This window comes from Tissierella sp., from assembly GCF_032104385.1.
Taxonomy (GTDB): Bacteria; Bacillota; Clostridia; order Tissierellales; family Tissierellaceae; genus Tissierella.
In genome coordinates this window covers 128,120-147,545 of sequence record NZ_DAMCHJ010000003.1, presented here as the reverse complement: position 1 = coordinate 147,545, position 19,426 = coordinate 128,120, and the positions used below count along the sequence as shown (strand labels likewise).

Genomic DNA, 19,426 nt, shown 5'->3' with positions numbered 1-19,426 from the left:
AAATTACATAAAAACTAGCTTAAATAAAAAAACTATTCTGTGTAAAACTATTTGTAGGAGGTGGATAATTTGAAAAAAAATAAAATTATGACTTTAGGATTATCTATAGCTTTAATAATTGCAATGGCAGGTTGTACTCCAAAAAGTACAAATATGAGAAATATGTCTACTCAAACTAGGTTATATGACAATAATGTTAATAATCGTTGGATGACTAATGCACCTTTTAATGCCAGAGATAGACTAAATACAAATCTTAACAATGGTATGGTCAGAGATAACAACTATCTAAATGACGGTGTTATAAGAGATAACAATTATTTAAACAACAATGTAGTTAGAGAAAATACTCTAACAAATGATACTACAATTAGAAATAGAACTAATTTAGATAGTGGTATGATAACTAACGATATTAGTCAACTATCAACAAGAGCAGATGCTATAGCAAGGCGTGTTACTGCATTACCTGAAATAACTGGTGCTTCCGTAATAGTACATGGAAATACAGCTATTGTTGGATGTGACGTTCGTGGAAATGCAACTAATGCAATAAGCTCTAATCTTAAGCAAAAGGTAGAAGCTGCTGCAAAAACTGCAGATAAGAATATAAAAAAGGTATCTGTAACCTCAGACCCTAGTCTTTATAGTAGAATAAGAACTATGAGTACTAATATAGGAAACGGTCATCCTATATCTAATTTTACTAGAGATATAGAAGATATTCTTAGAAGAATAACAGCTCCTATTAGATAGATTTTATAATAAATTAATCCAGGTAATCCTGGATTAATTTATTTACCTGATAAAGCTTTGTTTAATTTGCCAAGAGCTCTTGTTTCAATTCTTGATACATAAGATCTAGATATGCCAAGCATAGATGCAATTTCTCTTTGAGTTTTACAACTACCATCTATTAGACCATATCTTAATTCGATAATAGCCTTTTCTCTGTCCTTTAATACTTGGTTTATTGATTTATATAACTTTTTTATTTGCAATTTTAAATCTACTTCATCAATTATTTCATCTACATCTGAGCCTAAAATATCTAATAGATTTATTTCATTGCCTTCCTTGTCTGTTCCAATAGGTTCGTGTAAAGATAATTCTATTTTTGTTTTCTTTGTTGATCTTATGGTCATAAGAATTTCATTTTCTATGCATCTTGCAGCATATGTAGCTAATCTTGTTCCTTTATCTGGATTATATGTGGCAATTGCTTTAATCAGACCTATTGTACCAATAGAAATTAAATCTTCTGTATCTTTTCCTGTATTGCTATACTTTTTCACTATATGTGCCACTAATCTTAGATTTCTTTCTATTAATATATTCCTGGCATTTTCATCTCCTTGAGAATAAAGCTTTAAATATCTTTCTTCTTCTTCCCTAGAAAGAGGCTTTGGAAATGAATTTGAATTTATCATATATCCACAAAGTATTATAAAGGGCCTTAATATTACACTAAAGATTAGTAAAATTATATTTTTCATCTAATGCACCTCCCCATCCATATATAATATATGTGGTGATGCATTAATCCTTGCAAGTCCTATTTAAGTTTTCTACAAATTCTTTCAAATACAGGTGCTGCAGATGTAGAACCTGAGTTAGCTTCCTCAACTAATACTGTAATTACGTATTTAGGATTATCTCTAGGATAATATCCTGCGAACCAACCATATATTGTAGGTTTGCTTTTTAGTAAACCCTCTGCTGAACCTGTTTTTCCTGCTGCAGCTCCTATATCATCTAGTCTTATAGATTTTCTTGCAGTTCCAGAGCGTACTACTTCTTCCAACAATTCTTTAACCATTTTAGATGAACTTTCAGATATTATTCTTTTATCATCTAATTTCTTATATGGCTTTATAATTTTGCCATCCTTTGTAGTTATTCCTTGAACTATACTCATATCTTTTTGAATTCCATCATTTACAATGGTTAAAAGCATATTAGTAATCTGTAATGGCGTAGTCTCTATTTTCCCCTGTCCTATAGAAATATTTCCTATAGATGGTCCTAAGAGTTCTTCACCTTCTGGTAAATTTCCTCCCACTTCTTCAAGAAGCCCAATGTTTATTTTTTCACCAAATCCTAGCTTTTTAGCCATTTCAACAATTTTTTTTGCTCCTATTTCTTTTCCAATTTGTATGAATACAGAATTACAAGACTTGGCAAATCCATTTTTTAATGATATATTTCCGTGCACACTATTGCAATTTATGTTTACATTATTTATTTTTTCATATCCTTTACAATAGAAATCATCATATATGATATCTGGATTTTCTTCCAATGCAGCCAACAATACTACTATTTTAAAAATAGATCCTGGAGGATAGGAAACTTGAATAGCCTTATTGTATAAAGCCATATCTTCCCTATTAAAATAATTCTCCATATGCTCTTGATTAAAATTAGGTCTGCTAGCCAAAGCTAATATTTCTGCTGTATCTACATCTGCTACTATTACAGAGCCTTTAGTTTGATTTTTATCTAAAATTTCTTCCACTGCACTTTGAATATTATAATCAATAGTCAACTTCACTCCTGCTGGTTCTTCTGAGGTTACAGAGTTATCTACATAATAAGAGCTGCCTAATACTAATGACCGATTCTTATCATATTCTATAAATATAGATGATTTATCGGATTTATTTAAAAACTCATCATATACTTTTTCTATTCCAGCTTCTCCTCTATTTTCAGCCTTATTAATATATCCAATAACATGAGAAAGTATATTCATCTTAGAATATCTGTTTACTATATCTACTATAAAAACATTATTGGTATTTTCAAGAGAAATTTTCTTCTTCAAAGGAATTTGAACTAATTTATTATTTGTATATAATATCTTATTTATTTCCTTAGTCGATAAACTGCTACCTTCTTTTATTCTACTTAATATTTCTTCATTATTAATAATAGTTTCTCTTGGAGCTATTAAAACCTTTTTGATTTCCCTATTAGTTAAATGATTTAAGTTTCTATCAAATATTGCTCCCCTTTTTGATTTTAATTCAATTTCTGTGCTTCTTTGCCTTAAACATTGTAATTTAAGATCTTTATTATCATAAATTTGAATATAATATAATCTTCCTAATAAACCTGAAAAAAATAAAATGCAAAATAAATAATAAAACTTCATTCTTGAATTAATAGTATTTCTTCTATATCTAGACATAAAAAAACCTCCCTAAATAGTGTTTCCACTTTTAGGAAGGTTAAACTTATTTCTTCAATATAGAATTTATCTTTGCAACTATTATATCTATAGCTACCTTATTATAACCACCTTCTGGTATTATTATATCTGCATACCTTTTAGTGGGTTCAATAAATTGTAAATGAGCTGGTCTTACAGTTTCCATATATTGCAGTATTACAGAATCAAGAGTTCGTCCTCTATCCTTAATATCTCTAAGAATTCTTCTAATAACTCTAACATCTGAGTCCGTATCCACAAACACTTTAATATCTAGTAAATTTCTTATTTCCTCTTCAAATAATATCAAAATACCTTCTAATATTATTATATCTTTAGGCTCTACATTTATAGTTTCTTTTTTTCTAGTATGGTTTTCAAAATCATATATGGGCTTTTCGATAGCCTTATTATCCATTAAATCCTTTAGATGTTTTACAAGCAATTCATTATCAAAAGCTAAAGGATGATCATAATTAGTCTTTACTCTTTCCTCAAAAGTTAAATTACTTTGATCTTTATAATAAGAATCTTGTTCAATCACTGCAATTTTCTTTTCATGGATTGATTTAAAAATTTCTTTGGAAACTGTGGATTTTCCTGAGCCTGTCCCACCTGTTATTCCAATAAGTAGTGGTCTTTTCATTTATTATTCCTCCCTCTCTTTTCTAATCATATCCATACTACTTACTGGTTTCTCCATAAGAATCTTAATTATTTGTTGAGGATGTGGTGCAACATCTATTTCATTACCTTCCTCGTCCCACATTTTTTCGATAGTTTGAGTAATAAACTCTTTATTAGGTCCAAATATTTCAACCTTTTCCCCTGTAAAAATTCTATTTCTCTGTTCCACTGTTGCAATTTTAGTTTCTTCATCATAATCTAATATAAGTCCAACAAAATCATATCCTCTAACATAAGAAGATGTAGTATATACTTGAGCTTCATGGGTTGGTTTTCCAAAATAAAAACCAGTTGTAAAATCTCTATGACTTGCTTTTTTAATTTCTCTAAGCCATTTTTCATCAAATTTATAATTATCAGGATCCTTATAGTATTGATTAATTGCCATTCTATAAGCCCTAATAGCTGTAGCCACATAATAAGAACTCTTAACTCTTCCTTCTATTTTAAAACTCTTTATACCAGCTTTTATTAGTTCAGGAATATATTCTATCATACAAAGGTCTTTAGAATTCATTATAAATGTTCCTTCTTCATCTTCAAATACTGGAAAATATTCACCAGGTCTTTTTTCTTCCACAAGATTATATTTATATCTACAGGGATGAGCACAATCTCCTCTATTGGCATCTCTACCAGTCATATAGTTACTTATTAAGCATCTCCCTGAATAGGACATACACATTGCTCCATGAACAAAGGTTTCTATCTCTAAATCCTTAGGTAATTTTTTATGCATATTTTCTATTTCCTTAAAAGATAGCTCACGAGCCAATACTATTCGTCTAACACCTAGATTATACCAAAACATCATAGTTTCATAATTTGTCACAGATGCTTGAGTACTTAAATGTATTGGTAGATTTGGCACAACTCTTTTAATTACTGAAAAGATTCCTGGATCAGATACTATAACTGCATCAGTGTTTATTTTATAAAGCTTAGTTACATATTCTTCTAATCCTTCCATATCTTCATCATGAGGTACTATATTTAAAGTAATATATACTTTCTTTCCTCTTTCATGGGCAAATTTTATCCCCTCTTCTATTTCTTCAACGGAAAAATTCTTTGATGCCTTTCTAAGACCAAAACTGTCCCCTCCTAGATAAACAGCATCTGCTCCATATCTTATGGCCATCTTTAATTTTTCCAAATCTCCAGCTGGTGCTAATAATTCGATTTTATCCAAGATATTACTCCTCTCTATATGTTATTGCTACTCCATCACCTATTGGTATAATACTAGAAGTATAACCTTCTATTTCATTAATGTATAGTAAAAATTGTCGTAGTCTTTTTACTATAGTTTTTTTCCTTCTAATTACTAAAGCGTCTGTGGCAACCATACCTTTATAAAGTACATTATCCGATACAATAATTCCACCAGGTTCTAAATATTTAATACATTTGTTAAAAAAGTCCATATACTGACCTTTGGCAGCATCTAGAAATATAAAATCATATTTTCCATCTAAAGTAAGAAGTACTTCTTCAGCATCTCCTTCTAAAATATTAATTCTGTCTTTATATATTGTATTAGAAATATTTTCCTCTGCTAACTTAATCATATCCTTACGGCGTTCTATAGTAGTTATATTGCAATGTTCTCCTGTATATTCAGCCATTAAAATAGCTGAATAACCTATAGCAGTACCTACTTCTAAAATATTTTTTGGTTTTTTTAGTTTTAATAAAACTTTCAAAAACTGTGCTACTTCAGATTGTACAATAGGAACATGATTTTCCTCTGCATATTTTTCCATAATCCTTAAATTAGGATTATTATCAGGTAACAATCCTCTTATATAATCTTCAATATATTCTTCGTTTATTTGATTCAAATTTATCATCCCTTTTATTTCTTTGGTTTTGCATTTAAATGTTCTTGATAAGTTTTACTAAATGTATGGGTACCATTACCCGTTAATACAAAAAACAAATAATCCGTATCCGCTGGGTTTACTGCTGCTATTAATGAAGCCTCTCCCGGAGAAGCTATTGGTGCTGGTGGAAGTCCTTCATGAATATACGTATTATATGGAGATTCTATACTAGTATCTTCATTTGTTAATCTCTCTTTTCTTTCTCCTAATACATATTGTACAGTTGCACAAGATTGCAGCATCATACCTTTTTTTATCCTATTGTGAAACACCCCAGACATTAATGGTCTTTCTTCGTCTACTTTTCCCTCTCTCTCTACTATAGATGCTAAAGTAACAGCCTCATTTAATGTTAAATTAAGTTCTTTAAGTCTTGGCTCTACATCTTTTTCATATACTTTTTGAAATTCCTTTAACATCTTGCTTATGATTTCTTCTTCTGTTGCATCTACAAATATTTCATAGGTTGATGGAAATAAAAAACCTTCAAGACTTTGTTTTTCATTTAATTCTTTTAAAAAAGTATATTTATCTTCAAAAATTTTTTTGTCATTGACTAATTCAAGAAATCTATCTTCATCTACTATACCTTCCTTAGATAACTTTTCAGCCATTTGTCTAAGCTCATAGCCCTCTGGTATAGTAAACCTTACAGTATTTTGGCTCTTCCCTCCCTTACTAATATTATCTATTATATTAGTAAGTGTCATTCCAGTAGATAAAGTATATTCTCCTGCTTTTAACTTGTTTCCCATACCTTTAGACTTTACCTGATATTTAAATATAAGTGGATTTCTAATTAATCCTTCTTTAAATAGTATATCTGCTATTTTAGTAGTTGAACTGGATTCAGGAATAATAACCTTTATATCTGAAGGGTTGTCAATATTCATAGCTCCCAAACTTTCTTTATAATATCTTTGAGCAAAAAATATTCCTGATAAAACAATTAACAATACCATTAATAATGAAAAACCCTTTGATTTGTTTTTCCTTTTTTTATTCCTAACTTTAGTCTTTTCCATTTCTCTAACAACTCCCTTTATAATACAATAAATAATTAACAATTAAAATCCAGTAAAATTTAATATTCTTTTTGAAGTATTCACTGCTCATTATCAATTGTTTCTAATATTCTTTTAAATTTGTAGCTTTATCATAAACAGATAAAATTATACTCCCAAAAATAACAAGTGACAATAACTCTCCCCCACCTATTCCAAGTACTGTAACAAGGTATGGAACCTTTGTAAAATATGATACCCAAATAGATACGATTAATCCATTTAATATTACTGGTGGAACCATACCTAATATCTTATTCTTCATTTTAGAAGTCATATATGCTGCAACAAGAGTTACCAAAGAACCACCCAATATATCTACTAATCCAAAACCAGAAAAATAGGATAATAGTAAATTAGATAGTAAACATCCAACAAAAATACCAGGAACTGCTGCTGATTCTACTAAGGGAAGTAGAGCCAGGCCCTCTGCTATTCTAAGTTGTATCGGTCCAAAGGTTAAATTAATAAATGGAACTGGTAACATCTGTATTAATACTAAAACTATATATATTGCAGCGATCAAACTAGCTTTCGTTAAATATTTTGTATTCATACTTTCCCTCCCTTGATAATACATAAATAACTAATGTTTTTTAACCTTTATAGTTTCAAAATAATCGGTAATATTATAGGTACAGCAGTAGTACAGATTACTCCCGTAATAAATGCAATTATTGTAGTTTGAGGATCAGTAGAGGCAGATATTACTGGAAGTGAGGTATCCATAGCAGTTGCTCCAGCAGTAGATACAGATTCCAACTTCCCTACATATTTAGCAATTAAAGGTATGGTTATTAAAGCTATTATCTCTCTAAATACATTGGATAAAAATGCTAAAGCACTAAGTTCTACGTATCCATCAGATAAAAGCATTGTAGAGCTTAGTGTATACCATCCTAAACCTGCACCTACTGCACCAGCCTCATTTATTGGCATATTAATCAAAAAACCAGCCAATATGCTTCCTACTATACTGCCCATTATTATTGCTATTGGCACTAATAATATCCTTAAACCCATCTTTTTTATTTTTCCAAATACATCTTTTTGTTTCCCAATATCCATGCCTACAAAAAACAATAATATCATAAGTCCAATATCTATAATAATACTCATACTTGATGAAATAGTAGATGGTAAGAAAAAATATCCTATACCAGTACCTAATAAAACAGCAATAAATATTCTAAGACTCAATATTCTCACCCTCCAATACTATAAATTTTTTAATAAATCCTACAAATATAATACTGAATGAAACAGTGAAAATAGATATTATTCCTGCCTTAAATCCTATTGAAATTAAATTAGATACCACTTCATCATTTATTCCAATTGTAATCCCCATTATAAACAATAAAAAAAGAAGACATAAATTTTGAATTTTATTTAAATTATCTTGCAACTTTTCACTGACTTTATCCTTATATCCAATTAATCCTCCTACTGCTAGTATTCCCAAATATAGAATTAATCTTACCCCCATATCATATCCCCCTTTTTAATATAGTTGACAATCGAAAATTGAAAATTAAGTCCTTAGTTCTATATTTCAGCTATATAAATGAAAATCTTATGTATTAAAAGAACTTTATTTGCCTCCATTATTATACCAAAATCCCTGGTATAAATCTATACCAGGGATTATATTAAACCTCCATTATTATTGGTAGTATCATTGGATTTCTCTTTATTTTTCCATATAAATGATTTCTTAAGGTATCTCTAATGCTTGATTTTAATGTCGCCCAATCTGTTATCTTCTTTTGTTCACAATCATCAAGTACAGCTCTTACTACATTTCTAGCCTCTTCCATAAGATCCTCAGACTCCCTAACATATACAAATCCTCTAGATATAATATCAGGTCCTGCTAATACTACTCCTTCTTTTTTGCTTATAGTAACTACTATTACAATTAAACCATCCTCAGATAAATGTTTCCTATCTCTAAGAACTATATTTCCAACATCCCCAACTCCCAAGCCATCAACTAAAATATTACCTGCTGGTACAAATCCATTTAATTCAGCAGAATCTTTGGTAAATTCTATAACTCTTCCATTTTCTAAAATAAATATATTTTCCTTAGATAGTCCTAAAGATTCTGCTATTTCTGCATGTTTCTTTAAATGCCTATATTCACCATGTACAGGTATAAAATATTTCGGTTTAACTAAAGTGTGTATCAATTTTAATTCTTCTTGGCAAGCATGGCCTGAAACATGGACATCTGCTAAAGCTTCAAATATAACCTTCGTTCCACTCTCTACTAGATTATTTATTACCTTTGAAACAGTCTTTTCATTGCCTGGAATAGGTGTAGCAGATATTATTACTAAATCTTCAGGTTGAATTTCTATTTTCTTATGCTCTCCTGCTGCAATTCTAGATAATGCAGACATAGGTTCTCCTTGACTCCCTGTTGTGATTATAGTTATTTCATTACTTGAGTATTTATTCATATCATTGATATCTATTAAGGTACCCTCTTGTATATGCAAATAACCTAATTCAAGAGCTACACTAATAGTATTAATCATAGATCTGCCTGATAAAACTACCTTTCTATTATTTTGCTCTGATGCATTTATTATTTGCTGAATTCTATGAACATTGGAAGCAAAGGTTGCAACTATTATTCTATGCTTATGTCTAGCAAAAATATCCCTAAAGGTATTACCTACAGTTCTCTCACTCATAGTATATCCTGGTCTTTCCGCATTTGTACTATCAGCTAAAAGAGCTAATACTCCCTTACTCCCTAACTCTGCAAAACGATTTAAATCTATTACGTCCCCATCTATTGGTGTATAATCAATCTTAAAATCTCCTGTATGAACTATTGTACCAACTGGACTGTGAATAGCTAAAGCCGCACTATCAGGTATGCTATGACCGGTCTTAATAAACTCAATATCAAGATTCCCTAGTTTTATTGTATCTCCATGTTTTACAACATTTAATTTTACACTTTCTAATTTATGTTCTTTAAGCTTATTTTCTACTAATCCTAATGTCAGCTTAGTACCATAAATAGGTAAATTTAATTTTGCTAACACATAGGGAAGTGCACCAATATGGTCTTCGTGTCCATGAGTTAACACTATACCTCTTATTTTATCTCTGTTTTTTAATAAGTAGGTTACATCTGGAATAACTACATCGATTCCTAGCATTTCGTCCTCAGGAAAAGTCATTCCACAGTCTATCAATATAATATCATCTTTATACTCAACAACCGTAATGTTTTTTCCTACTTCTCCCAATCCTCCCAAGGGAATAATTTTAATTTTATTTGGTTTTCGCACTGAATCACTCCTCTTCTTATTTTATTTTTTCCATTTTCTAAGTTTATAATCTACTAAAAATAAATATTCGCCCAAAAAATAAATCCCCATGGGGATTTATTTTCTACACTCACTACAATATCCATAGAATTTAACATTATGGTCAACTATAGTAAATTGTCCTTCACTTTCAATTTCTTCTTCTAGAGCCTCTAATAAATCAAGCTTTACCTCTGTAACTTTTCCACAATTTAAACAAACCAAATGATGATGGTGATGATTTTCCGAATCCGTACTTAACTCATATCTACTGCATCCATCATCGAAGTTTAATTTGTAGACTATATTAAGCTTTTCAAACAACTGTAAAGTTCTATATACAGTAGCAATACCTAAGTCTGGGTATTCTTTCTTTACAATATTATATATCTCGTCACAGCTTAAATGCTCTTCATGATTATCCACTATAGTATTTAATATAGCTCTTCTTTGAGTTGTAAGTTTATATCCTTCTTTTTGAAGTTTCCCTTTTATTATATTAATATCCATTTTTTCACCCGATTATAATACTAGATTAACCATACTACTATTTTCCATCTTTGTCAACTATTGAAGATTTTCTTTTTGCATTTCTTCATAAGCCTCTATTGCATCTTGCAATTCATCCTCATCATCAATACCAACTAAAAGTAATCCCCCCATATCATCTCTATCCATCCTCAAAATATAGGTAGGACCCTCTATATCACTTGATGGTATCAAAGCTGCATAATCTTCATCATCTAATCCAAAAGTGGCTAAGATTACAAACTCCTGTTCCTGCCCTAACTCATCAAGTAACATTATTTTCTCATTCATCATATTATCTCCCCTTTCTATCTAAATATGTTTGTAAGATAAATGTAGCTGCAACCTTATCTATTACGGTTTTCCTTTTATCTCTTCTAACATCTCCAGATATAAGCATTTTTTCAGCAGCTTGAGTCGTTAATCTTTCATCTTCATATATAATTTCTAATTTATATTTATTTTTAAGTTTCTCTGCAAATTTGATAGTCTTCTCACCTTGAGGTCCTAAAGTTCCATTCATATTTTTAGGCAGTCCTACTACAACCTTTTTTATATTATATTCATTTATAAGAATTTCCAAAGCTTTGTAATCTTTCTCCTTGCTTTCTCTCCTTATAGTTGTTATCCCTTGAGCTGTTATCTGCAATAAATCAGATACAGCAACTCCTATGGTCTTATCTCCTACATCCAACCCCATTATTCTTTCCATTATTCACTCCTATATTAAATTACTTTTATACAAAACTCAGGACAAACCTTAGCACAATATCCACATAAAATACATTTTTCATTTGGAGTAGCAATTCCATTTACCAATTCTATTCCATGCTGATTACACCTTCTAACACAACTACCACAGCCTATACAATAATCTGCAACTATTAACTTCCTTTTTTTAGTTCTTAATTTGTCCTTCAAATCATCAGGTATAAAACCATTGCTAAGTAGATTAATATTAGCCTCCACTTCCTCCTTTGATTGCATTCCAATGGCAATTGAATGAATAAAAGGAATATCCCTTACAAAGTTAAATGCAGACTCTACTTCCTTTATTAAATGTCCTCCGCCTAAAGGTTTCATGGCGTAGATACCTTTTCCCATTCTATATATTTCCTCAATAATTTTTAACATGTCTTCTATATTCCCATCTTGTATACCAATGCCGTGTTTATTTATTATTGGGTGAATTATCTCTATTTCTTTTACTTCTTTAGCTGCTAATGCACCTGCAATTCTATGTGTGGATATCCCAATAGATCGAATTTTACCCTCTTGTTTTGCCTTTAAAAAATATTCTATTGCTTCAAAATGTCCTCTTACTGTATGAATACTCTCTTGCTCATGTAATAAAAAAACATCTATATAATCAGTATCTAATTCTTTCAATGCCAATTCCAAACTATTTCTTGCCATTTCTTCCGTGTATGCATAGGTCTTTGTAGCTATATGATAATCTTCTCTTTTTATACCCTTCAGTGCCTCTCTTATATACTGATAATTTTCATAAATCTCTGCTGTATCAATGAAGTTTATACCTTTATCATATGCATACTCTATAAGATATCCTCCTTCTTTAACAGTTAATCCTGCTTGAAAAGGAGTCATAGTCAGAGAACCAAAACAAAGTCTAGATACCTCAATACCTGTATTTCCCAATTTAATCCTGTCCAATTATTTCACTTCCTAAATTAATGTATTCAAGACATTAGGTTCCATTATTTTTTATAAGTAGTATAGTGTTTACTAAATGAGTAGTACTTTCATCTATATTCGTTTAATTGATCCCATTTTATACTATATCGTCTACATCCTTTATTAAAATTCCTAAAGGGATAAATAAATATATTAGCATCAAAGCTGCTGCTATGGTACCCGTATCATTAAATAAGAATATAACTATTGCACCTAATATGATTATAGTAAATCCTTTAAATAAATTCGGATAAACTTCACGGGTTTTCATTAAAGTTTTACTTTTATATCTATATAATAAAACTGCTAAAATGACTTGTGAGAATAATATAATGTTCCACGAAGCATTAGTTAAATTCCAAATTACTTGTTTCAGCTTTGAACCAATTATCTCAAAGAGCTTACTCAAACCACCCAACCTTAAGGCTTCCAAAGCCTTCCCTGCATGAGTAGGGTTTGGATTAAACAAACTATCTAATGCAGTTAGTATAATAACCCCTACAATAACTCCAATAATTATAAACGTTATATTTTTAAAAGAAAGTTTTTTATCGAAGATTGTTAGTAAAATTAATAAAGTAATTAACATAGCCGAAAGTACCCCGCCCATATTAGCCCCAAAGAAAGGGCTAAGTCCTAAAATTATAAAAGACATATAAAAAATTATAGATATAGCCATGTTAATATTTTTAATTTTATACAAATGAAATAATGAAAAAATTCCTAGCAAAGTAGAACCTATCAATATACCCATATAATCATTACCTATACCATAAAATCTACCACCCGCAATAGCATCCGATCCTAAGGGAGAAATAATCATCAATTTCTTCACAAAGAAAATATCTATCAATAGAAACACACTAGTTACCAATCCCAAAACTGCTATACTAATTAAGTTTCGACTAAAAATTTTATTTAAAATATAAGCTATAAGAAATGCTCCACCAAGAACATAAAGAATATCAAAAAATATAGATTTATATCCAAATAGAGAGACTGTCATCATAGTTAATGGTATTGCTATTACTGTAAGACTTAAATAATTAAGAACCTTACTATGTAGCCCTTTCCATTTTGTAAATCTAGGCAAATACAATGCAACTAAACTTATACCCACTAAAATAATAAAAGACCAATGAAAAGTACTTCGATACTTCCTCAAATATAAACTTTGTACTTGATTTCTAAACAAAACTTCTATAGGGTTTTTATTGCTTATTCTTTGCATTGGTTCCCCAATAAAACTCGTAGTTTTAGCAATTCCAAAAAAATCTAGGATAGTAGGTCCAAAATCAAAATTGGTAACCAATCCTTCCCTACGAGTTGTATTTGAGGTTAATAATCCTTTTTCAGTGTTAGTACCAGACATAATTATGGGAGTTAAAGCAAAGTTACCTTGACTAGCCATTTTCTTTGAAGGATTAGGAGTTATGATCATAAATAAAGTTTTTTCCAAATCCACTTTTTTTATAACTTGACCAAGGAATAAATCTGCTCTCTCAATAGCTTTAATTTTTTGTTCTTCCATAACAAAATCTGTAGTCAACTGATTAGTCTTCTGTATTCTTACAGTATCTCCATAATCTATAAATAATATATTAACATCTGGTAAAATACGTTCTACTTCCTCTAAGAGCTTTCGTTGATTTAACTTGATTCCTCCTAGAACATCAGCATCAACAGTTAATAAATCAGACCCTACAGAACCAAAAGGAATTATACCATTTTCATCCATAGCTAACATTGTAAATTCCCTAGCAGGTTTATTTAAGTCACTATTTCCTATAGCACCAATTACAAGTCCACTTTCCTTAGCTGCTTTACCCAAAAGTCCAATCTGATTATTAGGAGTAACATCTAAAGCCGTTCTTTCTATATCTCCGATGGCAATATTTATTATTTCACCATCAGGAGGGGTTTTGCCTGTATATAATTTATAAAGCTCGCTAGCAGCAACATAATCTGATACTAATTTATAATCCGAGATAGGATACATTTCGTCCCTTTCAAAAGCTAAGCCACCTCGGATTGATGCCAAAGTTCTTACACCCATGCCTAAACTAAGATAGGTACTTCCACTATTGGATAAACTTGACTTTGCCCGTGTATTCATTAACCCTATAAATCCATTTTCCAACAAGAGGTCAATATTTGGAGTATCACTATTCAATATTTCTTCTAAGCTAATTTCATCCAATATCAATATAACGGCCTTTTTACCTTCAATTTCATCAGAATCAGCCATAGATTTTGAAAGAGGCATACCTAAAATCAAACACATAGCCAAAATCAAACTCAATCTATATTTCAATATATGACTAAAGCCTTCTTCCAATTGAATGTTTCTCCTACTTAACCACCATATAAACTTCCTTACTTTCAAACAATTTCACTCCTAAACTATCTTTTATTCATTAGATAAAATTTCAATAATTCTTCTAATAGTTCATCTCTTTCTATACGACATATAGTTGATCTTGCATTATTGTGGCTAGTAATATATGTTGGATCACCAGATAATATATATCCTATTATTTGATTAACTGGATCATAACCTCTCTCTTTTAAAGAATAGAATACTGATAATATTATTTCCTCTACAGAATCAATCTTTTCAATCGGTGGTTCAAATTTCATAGTTTCATTAAATTTATTATTCACAGAAACACCTCCTAATATACTGCTATTATACCATATAAACCCTGTATTATTTTATTTGTTCTTTAATTAAATTTGGAACAATAGACAACGCTTCATCTACTTTATTTATGTCTTTACCTCCAGCTTGAGCCATATCTTCTCTTCCGCCACCGCCGCCACCAGTTTTCATGGCAACTTCCTTTATTATATTTCCTGCATGAACACCTTTTCCTACAATATCCTTTGTTACCATTCCTACAAAGGAAAGTTTATCATTTTTTACACTAGCAAGTACTACAACTCCTGAACCCAAACGACTTTTTATTTCATCACCTAAATTTCTAAGGCTGTTCATATCCATATTATCTACTTTATAAACAATTGTAGATACCTCGCTTACAATCAGTTTAGATGATAATATTTCATCAGCAATAGATGATGCCATTTTTGTTTTTAGACTTTCAATCTCCTTTTCCTTATCTTTTGCTTCATCAACTAAAGTCCTAGCTTTTTCTAACAAGTTATTTTTATTTGTCTTTAGTATATCAGATAGTTCCCCAATACTTTCCTCCATATTGTTCATATACTCATATACAGCCCCACCAGTTATTGCTTCTATTCTTCTAACTCCAGATGCAATACTTGATTCGGAAAGTATTTTAAATAAACCTATATTTGCAGTATTAGAAACATGAGTCCCTCCACATAGTTCTTTAGAATAGTCACCCATAGTTAACACTCTAACATCATCTTTATATTTATCTTCAAATAATCCTACTACTCCCATTTCTTGTGCATTTTTAAGGGAGGTTTCTATAGTTATAACTTCTAAACTCTCAAGAATCTTAGAATTGACTATTTTTTCTATATCTTTTAATTCCTCTTTAGTTACACTTTCAAAATGAGTAAAATCAAATCGAAGTCTATTTGACATAACTATAGAACCTGCTTGATTAACATGCTCTCCTAGTACATCCTTCAGTGCCCTATGAAGAAGATGAGTTGCAGAGTGATTTCTTCTAATGGAATCCCTCCTATTGTCATCTACAGAAGCTATTACTTTTGCTCTGACTTTAGCTACTCCATCTACAATCCTTACTATATGGATTAAATGCTCACCCTTAGAATGTTTAGTATCCAATACTATAGCTTTAAAGTCAGAACCTTCTATTATTCCAGTATCTCCCACTTGCCCTCCTGATTCTCCATAAAATGGTGATTCGCTTAGTATAATAATTCCTTCTTCTTCAGTATTTAATTTATCTGCTTTCTCATTATTAGTAAATAATCCTATTATTTCAGATACAACACTGGTTTTTTCATATCCTACAAAAGTAGTTTCTAATCCTTCAAAAAGATCTTGCTCATTACCTGTAGACCATCCACTGTCTCCTTCATCTCTTGCTTTTCTAGCTCTGTTTCTTTGCTCTTCCATATTGGCATTGAACTCATCTTCATCTACTTCTAAATTTCTTTCTTCAAGAATTTCTTTTGTTAAATCAAGAGGAAATCCATAAGTATCATATAGCTTAAATGCTTTTTCTCCAGATAAAACACTCTGATTATTTAGTTTGATTTCTTCTATATATTCCTCCAAAATAGATATTCCTTGATGTATTGTCTCTTGGAATTTATCTTCTTCTGCTTTGATTACTTTTTTGATTTGATCTTCTCTTTCCTTGATCTCTGGATATTCTACTTTCCATGAGTTAATTACAACATCAACAATTTGACTTAGGAATGCCTCCTCTATACCAAGAAGTTTACCATGTCTAGCTGCTCTACGAATTAATCTTCTTAATACATACCCTCTTCCTTCATTACTAGGTAATACTCCATCAGATACTAAAAAAGTCATGGCTCTACTATGGTCAGTAATTACTCTTATAGATTCATCTTTCTTGGAATCATTTCCATACTTAACTTTAGCCGCTTCTTCTACTTTTCTAATGATTTCCCTAACGGCCTCAGTATCAAATATAGTTTTTGTTCCTTCCATTACGCAAGTAATTCTCTCTAATCCCATTCCTGTATCAATATTTGGATTTGGTAGTGAATGATATACTCCATTCTCATCTTTATCAAATTGGGTAAATACTAGATTCCAAACTTCAATAAATCTATCACATTCACATCCTGGCTTACAGTCAGGAGATCCGCACCCATACTTTTCTCCTCTATCAACATAAATCTCAGAACATGGACCAGATGGACCAACCTCCAGTTCCCAAAAGTTATCTTCTTTACCTAGTCTAACTATTCTTTCTTCCGGAACACCTACTTCTTTATTCCATATTTCGAAAGCTTCATCATCTTCTAAATATATAGTTACCCATAAATCCTCTTTATTTATGCCCATTCTTTCCGTAAGAAACTCCCAGGCCCACGCAGTAGCTTCTCTCTTAAAATAATCTCCAAAGGAAAAGTTCCCCAACATTTCAAAAAAAGTAGCATGTCTATCTGTTTTGCCTACATTATCAATGTCACCTGTTCTAATACATTTTTGACATGTCGCCATTCTTTTATTCGGTGGTGTTTGCTCTCCTGTAAAGTATTTTTTTAGTGGTGCCATTCCTGCCCCGATTAATAATAATGATTTATCATTTTTTGGTACAAGTGAAAAGCTTGGTGCAACTAAATGCTCTTTCTCTTTAAAAAAATCTAAAAATTCTTTTCTTATTTCATGTAATCCCATCTTTTTCATTATATACACCTCTCCATTTAAGATTATCCATAGACTCCAAGTTCATTCGAAGCTATCTAATTTTATCCGTTTTGTAAATTGCAAAAACGTCCCTATTCTAGGGACGAAATTCTCTATTCGATATATTTGGATTATAATTTAATATTAACTATTTGTCAATAACGAGAACCTTTAATTCTGTATATTTGGTGGTCTTCTATTACTTATAAATTTAAATAGTATTATAAGAATAGCCACTACTGGAACGGCTAGAATCATTCCCAGTACTCCAAATATACCTCCACCAATTATTATTGAAATAAGAATTATCAGTGGGTGAATTCCAGTTGTTTCTCCTATTACCTTAGGTGCAAGTATATTGTTTTCCGCCCATTGTATACAGACAAAGAATAAGGCTATCCATATTGCCTTTAATGGACTGATTAAATATGCAAAAAATACTGCTGGTAAAAATCCTAAAAATGGACCTATGTATGGTATTATATCAGCAATCCCAGTTATAAATCCAATTACAATTGCAAAATCAATACCCATAATAAGCAAGACTATAGAAGTTGCGATACCCACATATGCAGCCATGATTATTTTACCCCTAACAAATTTAGATAAAGAGTCATCAATCTCAAAACATAGTTTTCTACAATCTTCTTTATATTTTGCAGGAATAAATCCCATCAACTTATTTTTAAAATAATCCTTATCTACTAGAAAATAAAATGTCAATATAGGAGTTAATATTAAACTTACAAGTTTTGAAAATGTATTCATTATTCCCCCAATAAAATTTTTAAGTCCATTTACTACCATATGTTCTATTCCTACTATATTTTCCATTACAACTTGTTGAACCCCTTGAAACATTGGGGGTAAATCACCTAAAGTGGAATAATATTTATTGTATAACTCATCTATTACTGAGGAAGCTTTCTCTAAATATATAGGCATATATACTACAAGTCTTTTTATTTCAGTAGTTGATTTTGGTATTACTAAAAATGCTAAAATTAAAAATAATGCAACTATCCCTAGATATAATAGAAGAACTCCTTTTAATCTGTTTATTTTTTTAGACTCTAAAAAATTAATTACTGGATTAAAAAGATATGCTAAAATTGCAGAAAAAATTATGGTGTAAAAGGTTTCTGATAATATTGGATATTTTTTAAATAAATTAAAAATCAAAATCAAAAAAAACAATCCTGTTATTACCGGTAAAATTTTTTTATCATTAATCTTAATCTTTTTCCTATCGGATACAAAATTATTCCCAATATTAATAAGATAATAAATAGTTAGTATTAATAATATAGTAAGAAGTGTCCAAATAAATTTAATAAAAAAACTCGGTGGCTTCATGGCTTTTCACCCCTTTTAAATTTGTGAAAAGGCAGCATATGCTGCCTAGCCCCACAAGGAATTCATTCCATCTCTTAAGTTAGATCTCATTTTTCTTGCAGATTTCATCATCTTTCTCTTATTTATTGGTGTTATTGCTGAGCTAATAACTATACCTAATGATGTTCCTATAATAGTTCCCCAAAATGCATTATTTTTATATCCATTATTAAACAATTTATTCATCTCCTTTTTATATCTATATCATATATATTGTCACTAAAAGGAGAGAATAATTCTGTTAGTATTATCTAATATTAGAATTTATTACAAAAATA

General features: G+C 30.4%; 20 protein-coding genes. 1 reads left to right on the top strand and 19 read right to left on the bottom strand.

Features of this window, described 5'->3' with window-relative positions; genetic code table 11:
* The first annotated feature begins 69 nt into the window (after nucleotides 1-69).
* On the top strand, nucleotides 70-756 hold the full coding sequence (locus tag RT714_RS04665) for a YhcN/YlaJ family sporulation lipoprotein (protein WP_313756421.1): 687 nt from the start codon (nucleotides 70-72) through the stop codon (nucleotides 754-756).
* Nucleotides 757-794: 38 nt separating this feature from the next.
* On the opposite strand, the gene sigK is transcribed toward RT714_RS04665, so the two are convergent.
* The 19 genes from sigK to RT714_RS04570 form a co-directional block, all read right to left on the bottom strand.
* A complete protein-coding gene (sigK, locus tag RT714_RS04660; RefSeq protein WP_313756420.1) occupies nucleotides 795-1,496 on the bottom strand; it encodes an RNA polymerase sporulation sigma factor SigK in 702 nt (233 codons plus the stop codon).
* A 59-nt stretch (nucleotides 1,497-1,555) separates the two neighbouring features.
* Entirely contained in the window at nucleotides 1,556-3,193 is a 1,638-nt protein-coding gene (locus RT714_RS04655) for a penicillin-binding protein 2 (protein WP_313756419.1), read from the bottom strand.
* Between the two features lie 46 nt (nucleotides 3,194-3,239).
* Nucleotides 3,240-3,860, bottom strand: coding sequence for a uridine kinase (gene udk / locus RT714_RS04650; protein ID WP_313756418.1), 621 nt, complete (start codon nucleotides 3,858-3,860; stop codon nucleotides 3,240-3,242).
* Nucleotides 3,861-3,863: 3 nt separating this feature from the next.
* Nucleotides 3,864-5,093 (bottom strand): U32 family peptidase, encoded by a 1,230-nt coding sequence (locus RT714_RS04645; RefSeq protein ID WP_313756417.1) that lies wholly within the window; start codon nucleotides 5,091-5,093, stop codon nucleotides 3,864-3,866.
* 4 nt (nucleotides 5,094-5,097) lie between these two features.
* Nucleotides 5,098-5,754, bottom strand: coding sequence for an O-methyltransferase (locus tag RT714_RS04640; RefSeq protein ID WP_313756416.1), 657 nt, complete (start codon nucleotides 5,752-5,754; stop codon nucleotides 5,098-5,100).
* A 5-nt stretch (nucleotides 5,755-5,759) separates the two neighbouring features.
* Nucleotides 5,760-6,812 (bottom strand): endolytic transglycosylase MltG, encoded by a 1,053-nt coding sequence (gene mltG, locus RT714_RS04635; protein ID WP_313756415.1) that lies wholly within the window; start codon nucleotides 6,810-6,812, stop codon nucleotides 5,760-5,762.
* A 103-nt stretch (nucleotides 6,813-6,915) separates the two neighbouring features.
* The gene (locus tag RT714_RS04630) at nucleotides 6,916-7,407 is read right to left on the bottom strand and encodes a QueT transporter family protein (protein ID WP_313756414.1); all 492 of its coding nucleotides are present in this window, start codon (nucleotides 7,405-7,407) and stop codon (nucleotides 6,916-6,918) included.
* Nucleotides 7,408-7,454: 47 nt separating this feature from the next.
* A complete protein-coding gene (locus RT714_RS04625) occupies nucleotides 7,455-8,051 on the bottom strand; it encodes a lysine exporter LysO family protein (protein WP_313756413.1) in 597 nt (198 codons plus the stop codon).
* Nucleotides 8,041-8,340, bottom strand: a complete 300-nt coding sequence (locus RT714_RS04620) for a LysO family transporter (RefSeq protein WP_313756412.1) — start codon at nucleotides 8,338-8,340, stop codon at nucleotides 8,041-8,043. Before RT714_RS04620 ends, RT714_RS04625 begins: the two co-directional genes overlap by 11 nt.
* Before the next feature lie 163 nt (nucleotides 8,341-8,503).
* The gene (locus RT714_RS04615; protein WP_313756411.1) at nucleotides 8,504-10,165 is read right to left on the bottom strand and encodes a ribonuclease J; all 1,662 of its coding nucleotides are present in this window, start codon (nucleotides 10,163-10,165) and stop codon (nucleotides 8,504-8,506) included.
* A gap of 96 nt (nucleotides 10,166-10,261) precedes the next feature.
* Nucleotides 10,262-10,693, bottom strand: a complete 432-nt coding sequence (locus RT714_RS04610) for a Fur family transcriptional regulator (protein ID WP_313756410.1) — start codon at nucleotides 10,691-10,693, stop codon at nucleotides 10,262-10,264.
* Nucleotides 10,694-10,750: 57 nt separating this feature from the next.
* On the bottom strand, nucleotides 10,751-11,002 hold the full coding sequence (locus RT714_RS04605) for a DUF1292 domain-containing protein (RefSeq protein ID WP_313756409.1): 252 nt from the start codon (nucleotides 11,000-11,002) through the stop codon (nucleotides 10,751-10,753).
* A 4-nt stretch (nucleotides 11,003-11,006) separates the two neighbouring features.
* Nucleotides 11,007-11,423 carry a Holliday junction resolvase RuvX gene (gene ruvX, locus RT714_RS04600; RefSeq protein WP_313756408.1) on the bottom strand — a complete coding sequence of 139 codons (417 nt, stop codon included), beginning with the start codon at nucleotides 11,421-11,423 and terminating at the stop codon, nucleotides 11,007-11,009.
* 14 nt (nucleotides 11,424-11,437) lie between these two features.
* Nucleotides 11,438-12,385 carry an aldo/keto reductase gene (locus RT714_RS04595; protein ID WP_313756407.1) on the bottom strand — a complete coding sequence of 316 codons (948 nt, stop codon included), beginning with the start codon at nucleotides 12,383-12,385 and terminating at the stop codon, nucleotides 11,438-11,440.
* A 118-nt stretch (nucleotides 12,386-12,503) separates the two neighbouring features.
* Nucleotides 12,504-14,792, bottom strand: a complete 2,289-nt coding sequence (locus RT714_RS04590) for a heparan-alpha-glucosaminide N-acetyltransferase domain-containing protein (protein ID WP_313756406.1) — start codon at nucleotides 14,790-14,792, stop codon at nucleotides 12,504-12,506.
* Between the two features lie 17 nt (nucleotides 14,793-14,809).
* The gene (locus RT714_RS04585) at nucleotides 14,810-15,070 is read right to left on the bottom strand and encodes an IreB family regulatory phosphoprotein (RefSeq protein ID WP_399325931.1); all 261 of its coding nucleotides are present in this window, start codon (nucleotides 15,068-15,070) and stop codon (nucleotides 14,810-14,812) included.
* 46 nt (nucleotides 15,071-15,116) lie between these two features.
* The gene (gene alaS, locus RT714_RS04580) at nucleotides 15,117-17,753 is read right to left on the bottom strand and encodes an alanine--tRNA ligase (protein WP_313756405.1); all 2,637 of its coding nucleotides are present in this window, start codon (nucleotides 17,751-17,753) and stop codon (nucleotides 15,117-15,119) included.
* A 171-nt stretch (nucleotides 17,754-17,924) separates the two neighbouring features.
* Complete coding sequence (locus RT714_RS04575) at nucleotides 17,925-19,109, bottom strand: AI-2E family transporter (protein ID WP_313756404.1); 1,185 nt, start codon at nucleotides 19,107-19,109, stop codon at nucleotides 17,925-17,927.
* A gap of 45 nt (nucleotides 19,110-19,154) precedes the next feature.
* On the bottom strand, nucleotides 19,155-19,325 hold the full coding sequence (locus RT714_RS04570; protein ID WP_313756403.1) for a hypothetical protein: 171 nt from the start codon (nucleotides 19,323-19,325) through the stop codon (nucleotides 19,155-19,157).
* Nucleotides 19,326-19,426: the final 101 nt, after the last annotated feature.

Bases quoted from the DNA above. Each gene is read 5' to 3' on its own strand.
- RT714_RS04655 (WP_313756419.1), bottom strand. From the start codon at position 3,193: ATGTCTAGATATAGAAGAAATACTATTAATTCAAGAATGAAGTTTTAT.
- RT714_RS04605 (WP_313756409.1), bottom strand. From the start codon at position 11,002: ATGAATGAGAAAATAATGTTACTTGATGAGTTAGGGCAGGAACAGGAG.
- sigK (WP_313756420.1), bottom strand. From the start codon at position 1,496: ATGAAAAATATAATTTTACTAATCTTTAGTGTAATATTAAGGCCCTTT.
- mltG (WP_313756415.1), bottom strand. From the start codon at position 6,812: ATGGAAAAGACTAAAGTTAGGAATAAAAAAAGGAAAAACAAATCAAAG.
- ruvX (WP_313756408.1), bottom strand. From the start codon at position 11,423: ATGGAAAGAATAATGGGGTTGGATGTAGGAGATAAGACCATAGGAGTT.
- RT714_RS04630 (WP_313756414.1), bottom strand. From the start codon at position 7,407: ATGAATACAAAATATTTAACGAAAGCTAGTTTGATCGCTGCAATATAT.
- alaS (WP_313756405.1), bottom strand. From the start codon at position 17,753: ATGAAAAAGATGGGATTACATGAAATAAGAAAAGAATTTTTAGATTTT.
- udk (WP_313756418.1), bottom strand. From the start codon at position 3,860: ATGAAAAGACCACTACTTATTGGAATAACAGGTGGGACAGGCTCAGGA.
- RT714_RS04640 (WP_313756416.1), bottom strand. From the start codon at position 5,754: ATGATAAATTTGAATCAAATAAACGAAGAATATATTGAAGATTATATA.
- RT714_RS04620 (WP_313756412.1), bottom strand. From the start codon at position 8,340: ATGGGGGTAAGATTAATTCTATATTTGGGAATACTAGCAGTAGGAGGA.
- RT714_RS04575 (WP_313756404.1), bottom strand. From the start codon at position 19,109: ATGAAGCCACCGAGTTTTTTTATTAAATTTATTTGGACACTTCTTACT.
- RT714_RS04610 (WP_313756410.1), bottom strand. From the start codon at position 10,693: ATGGATATTAATATAATAAAAGGGAAACTTCAAAAAGAAGGATATAAA.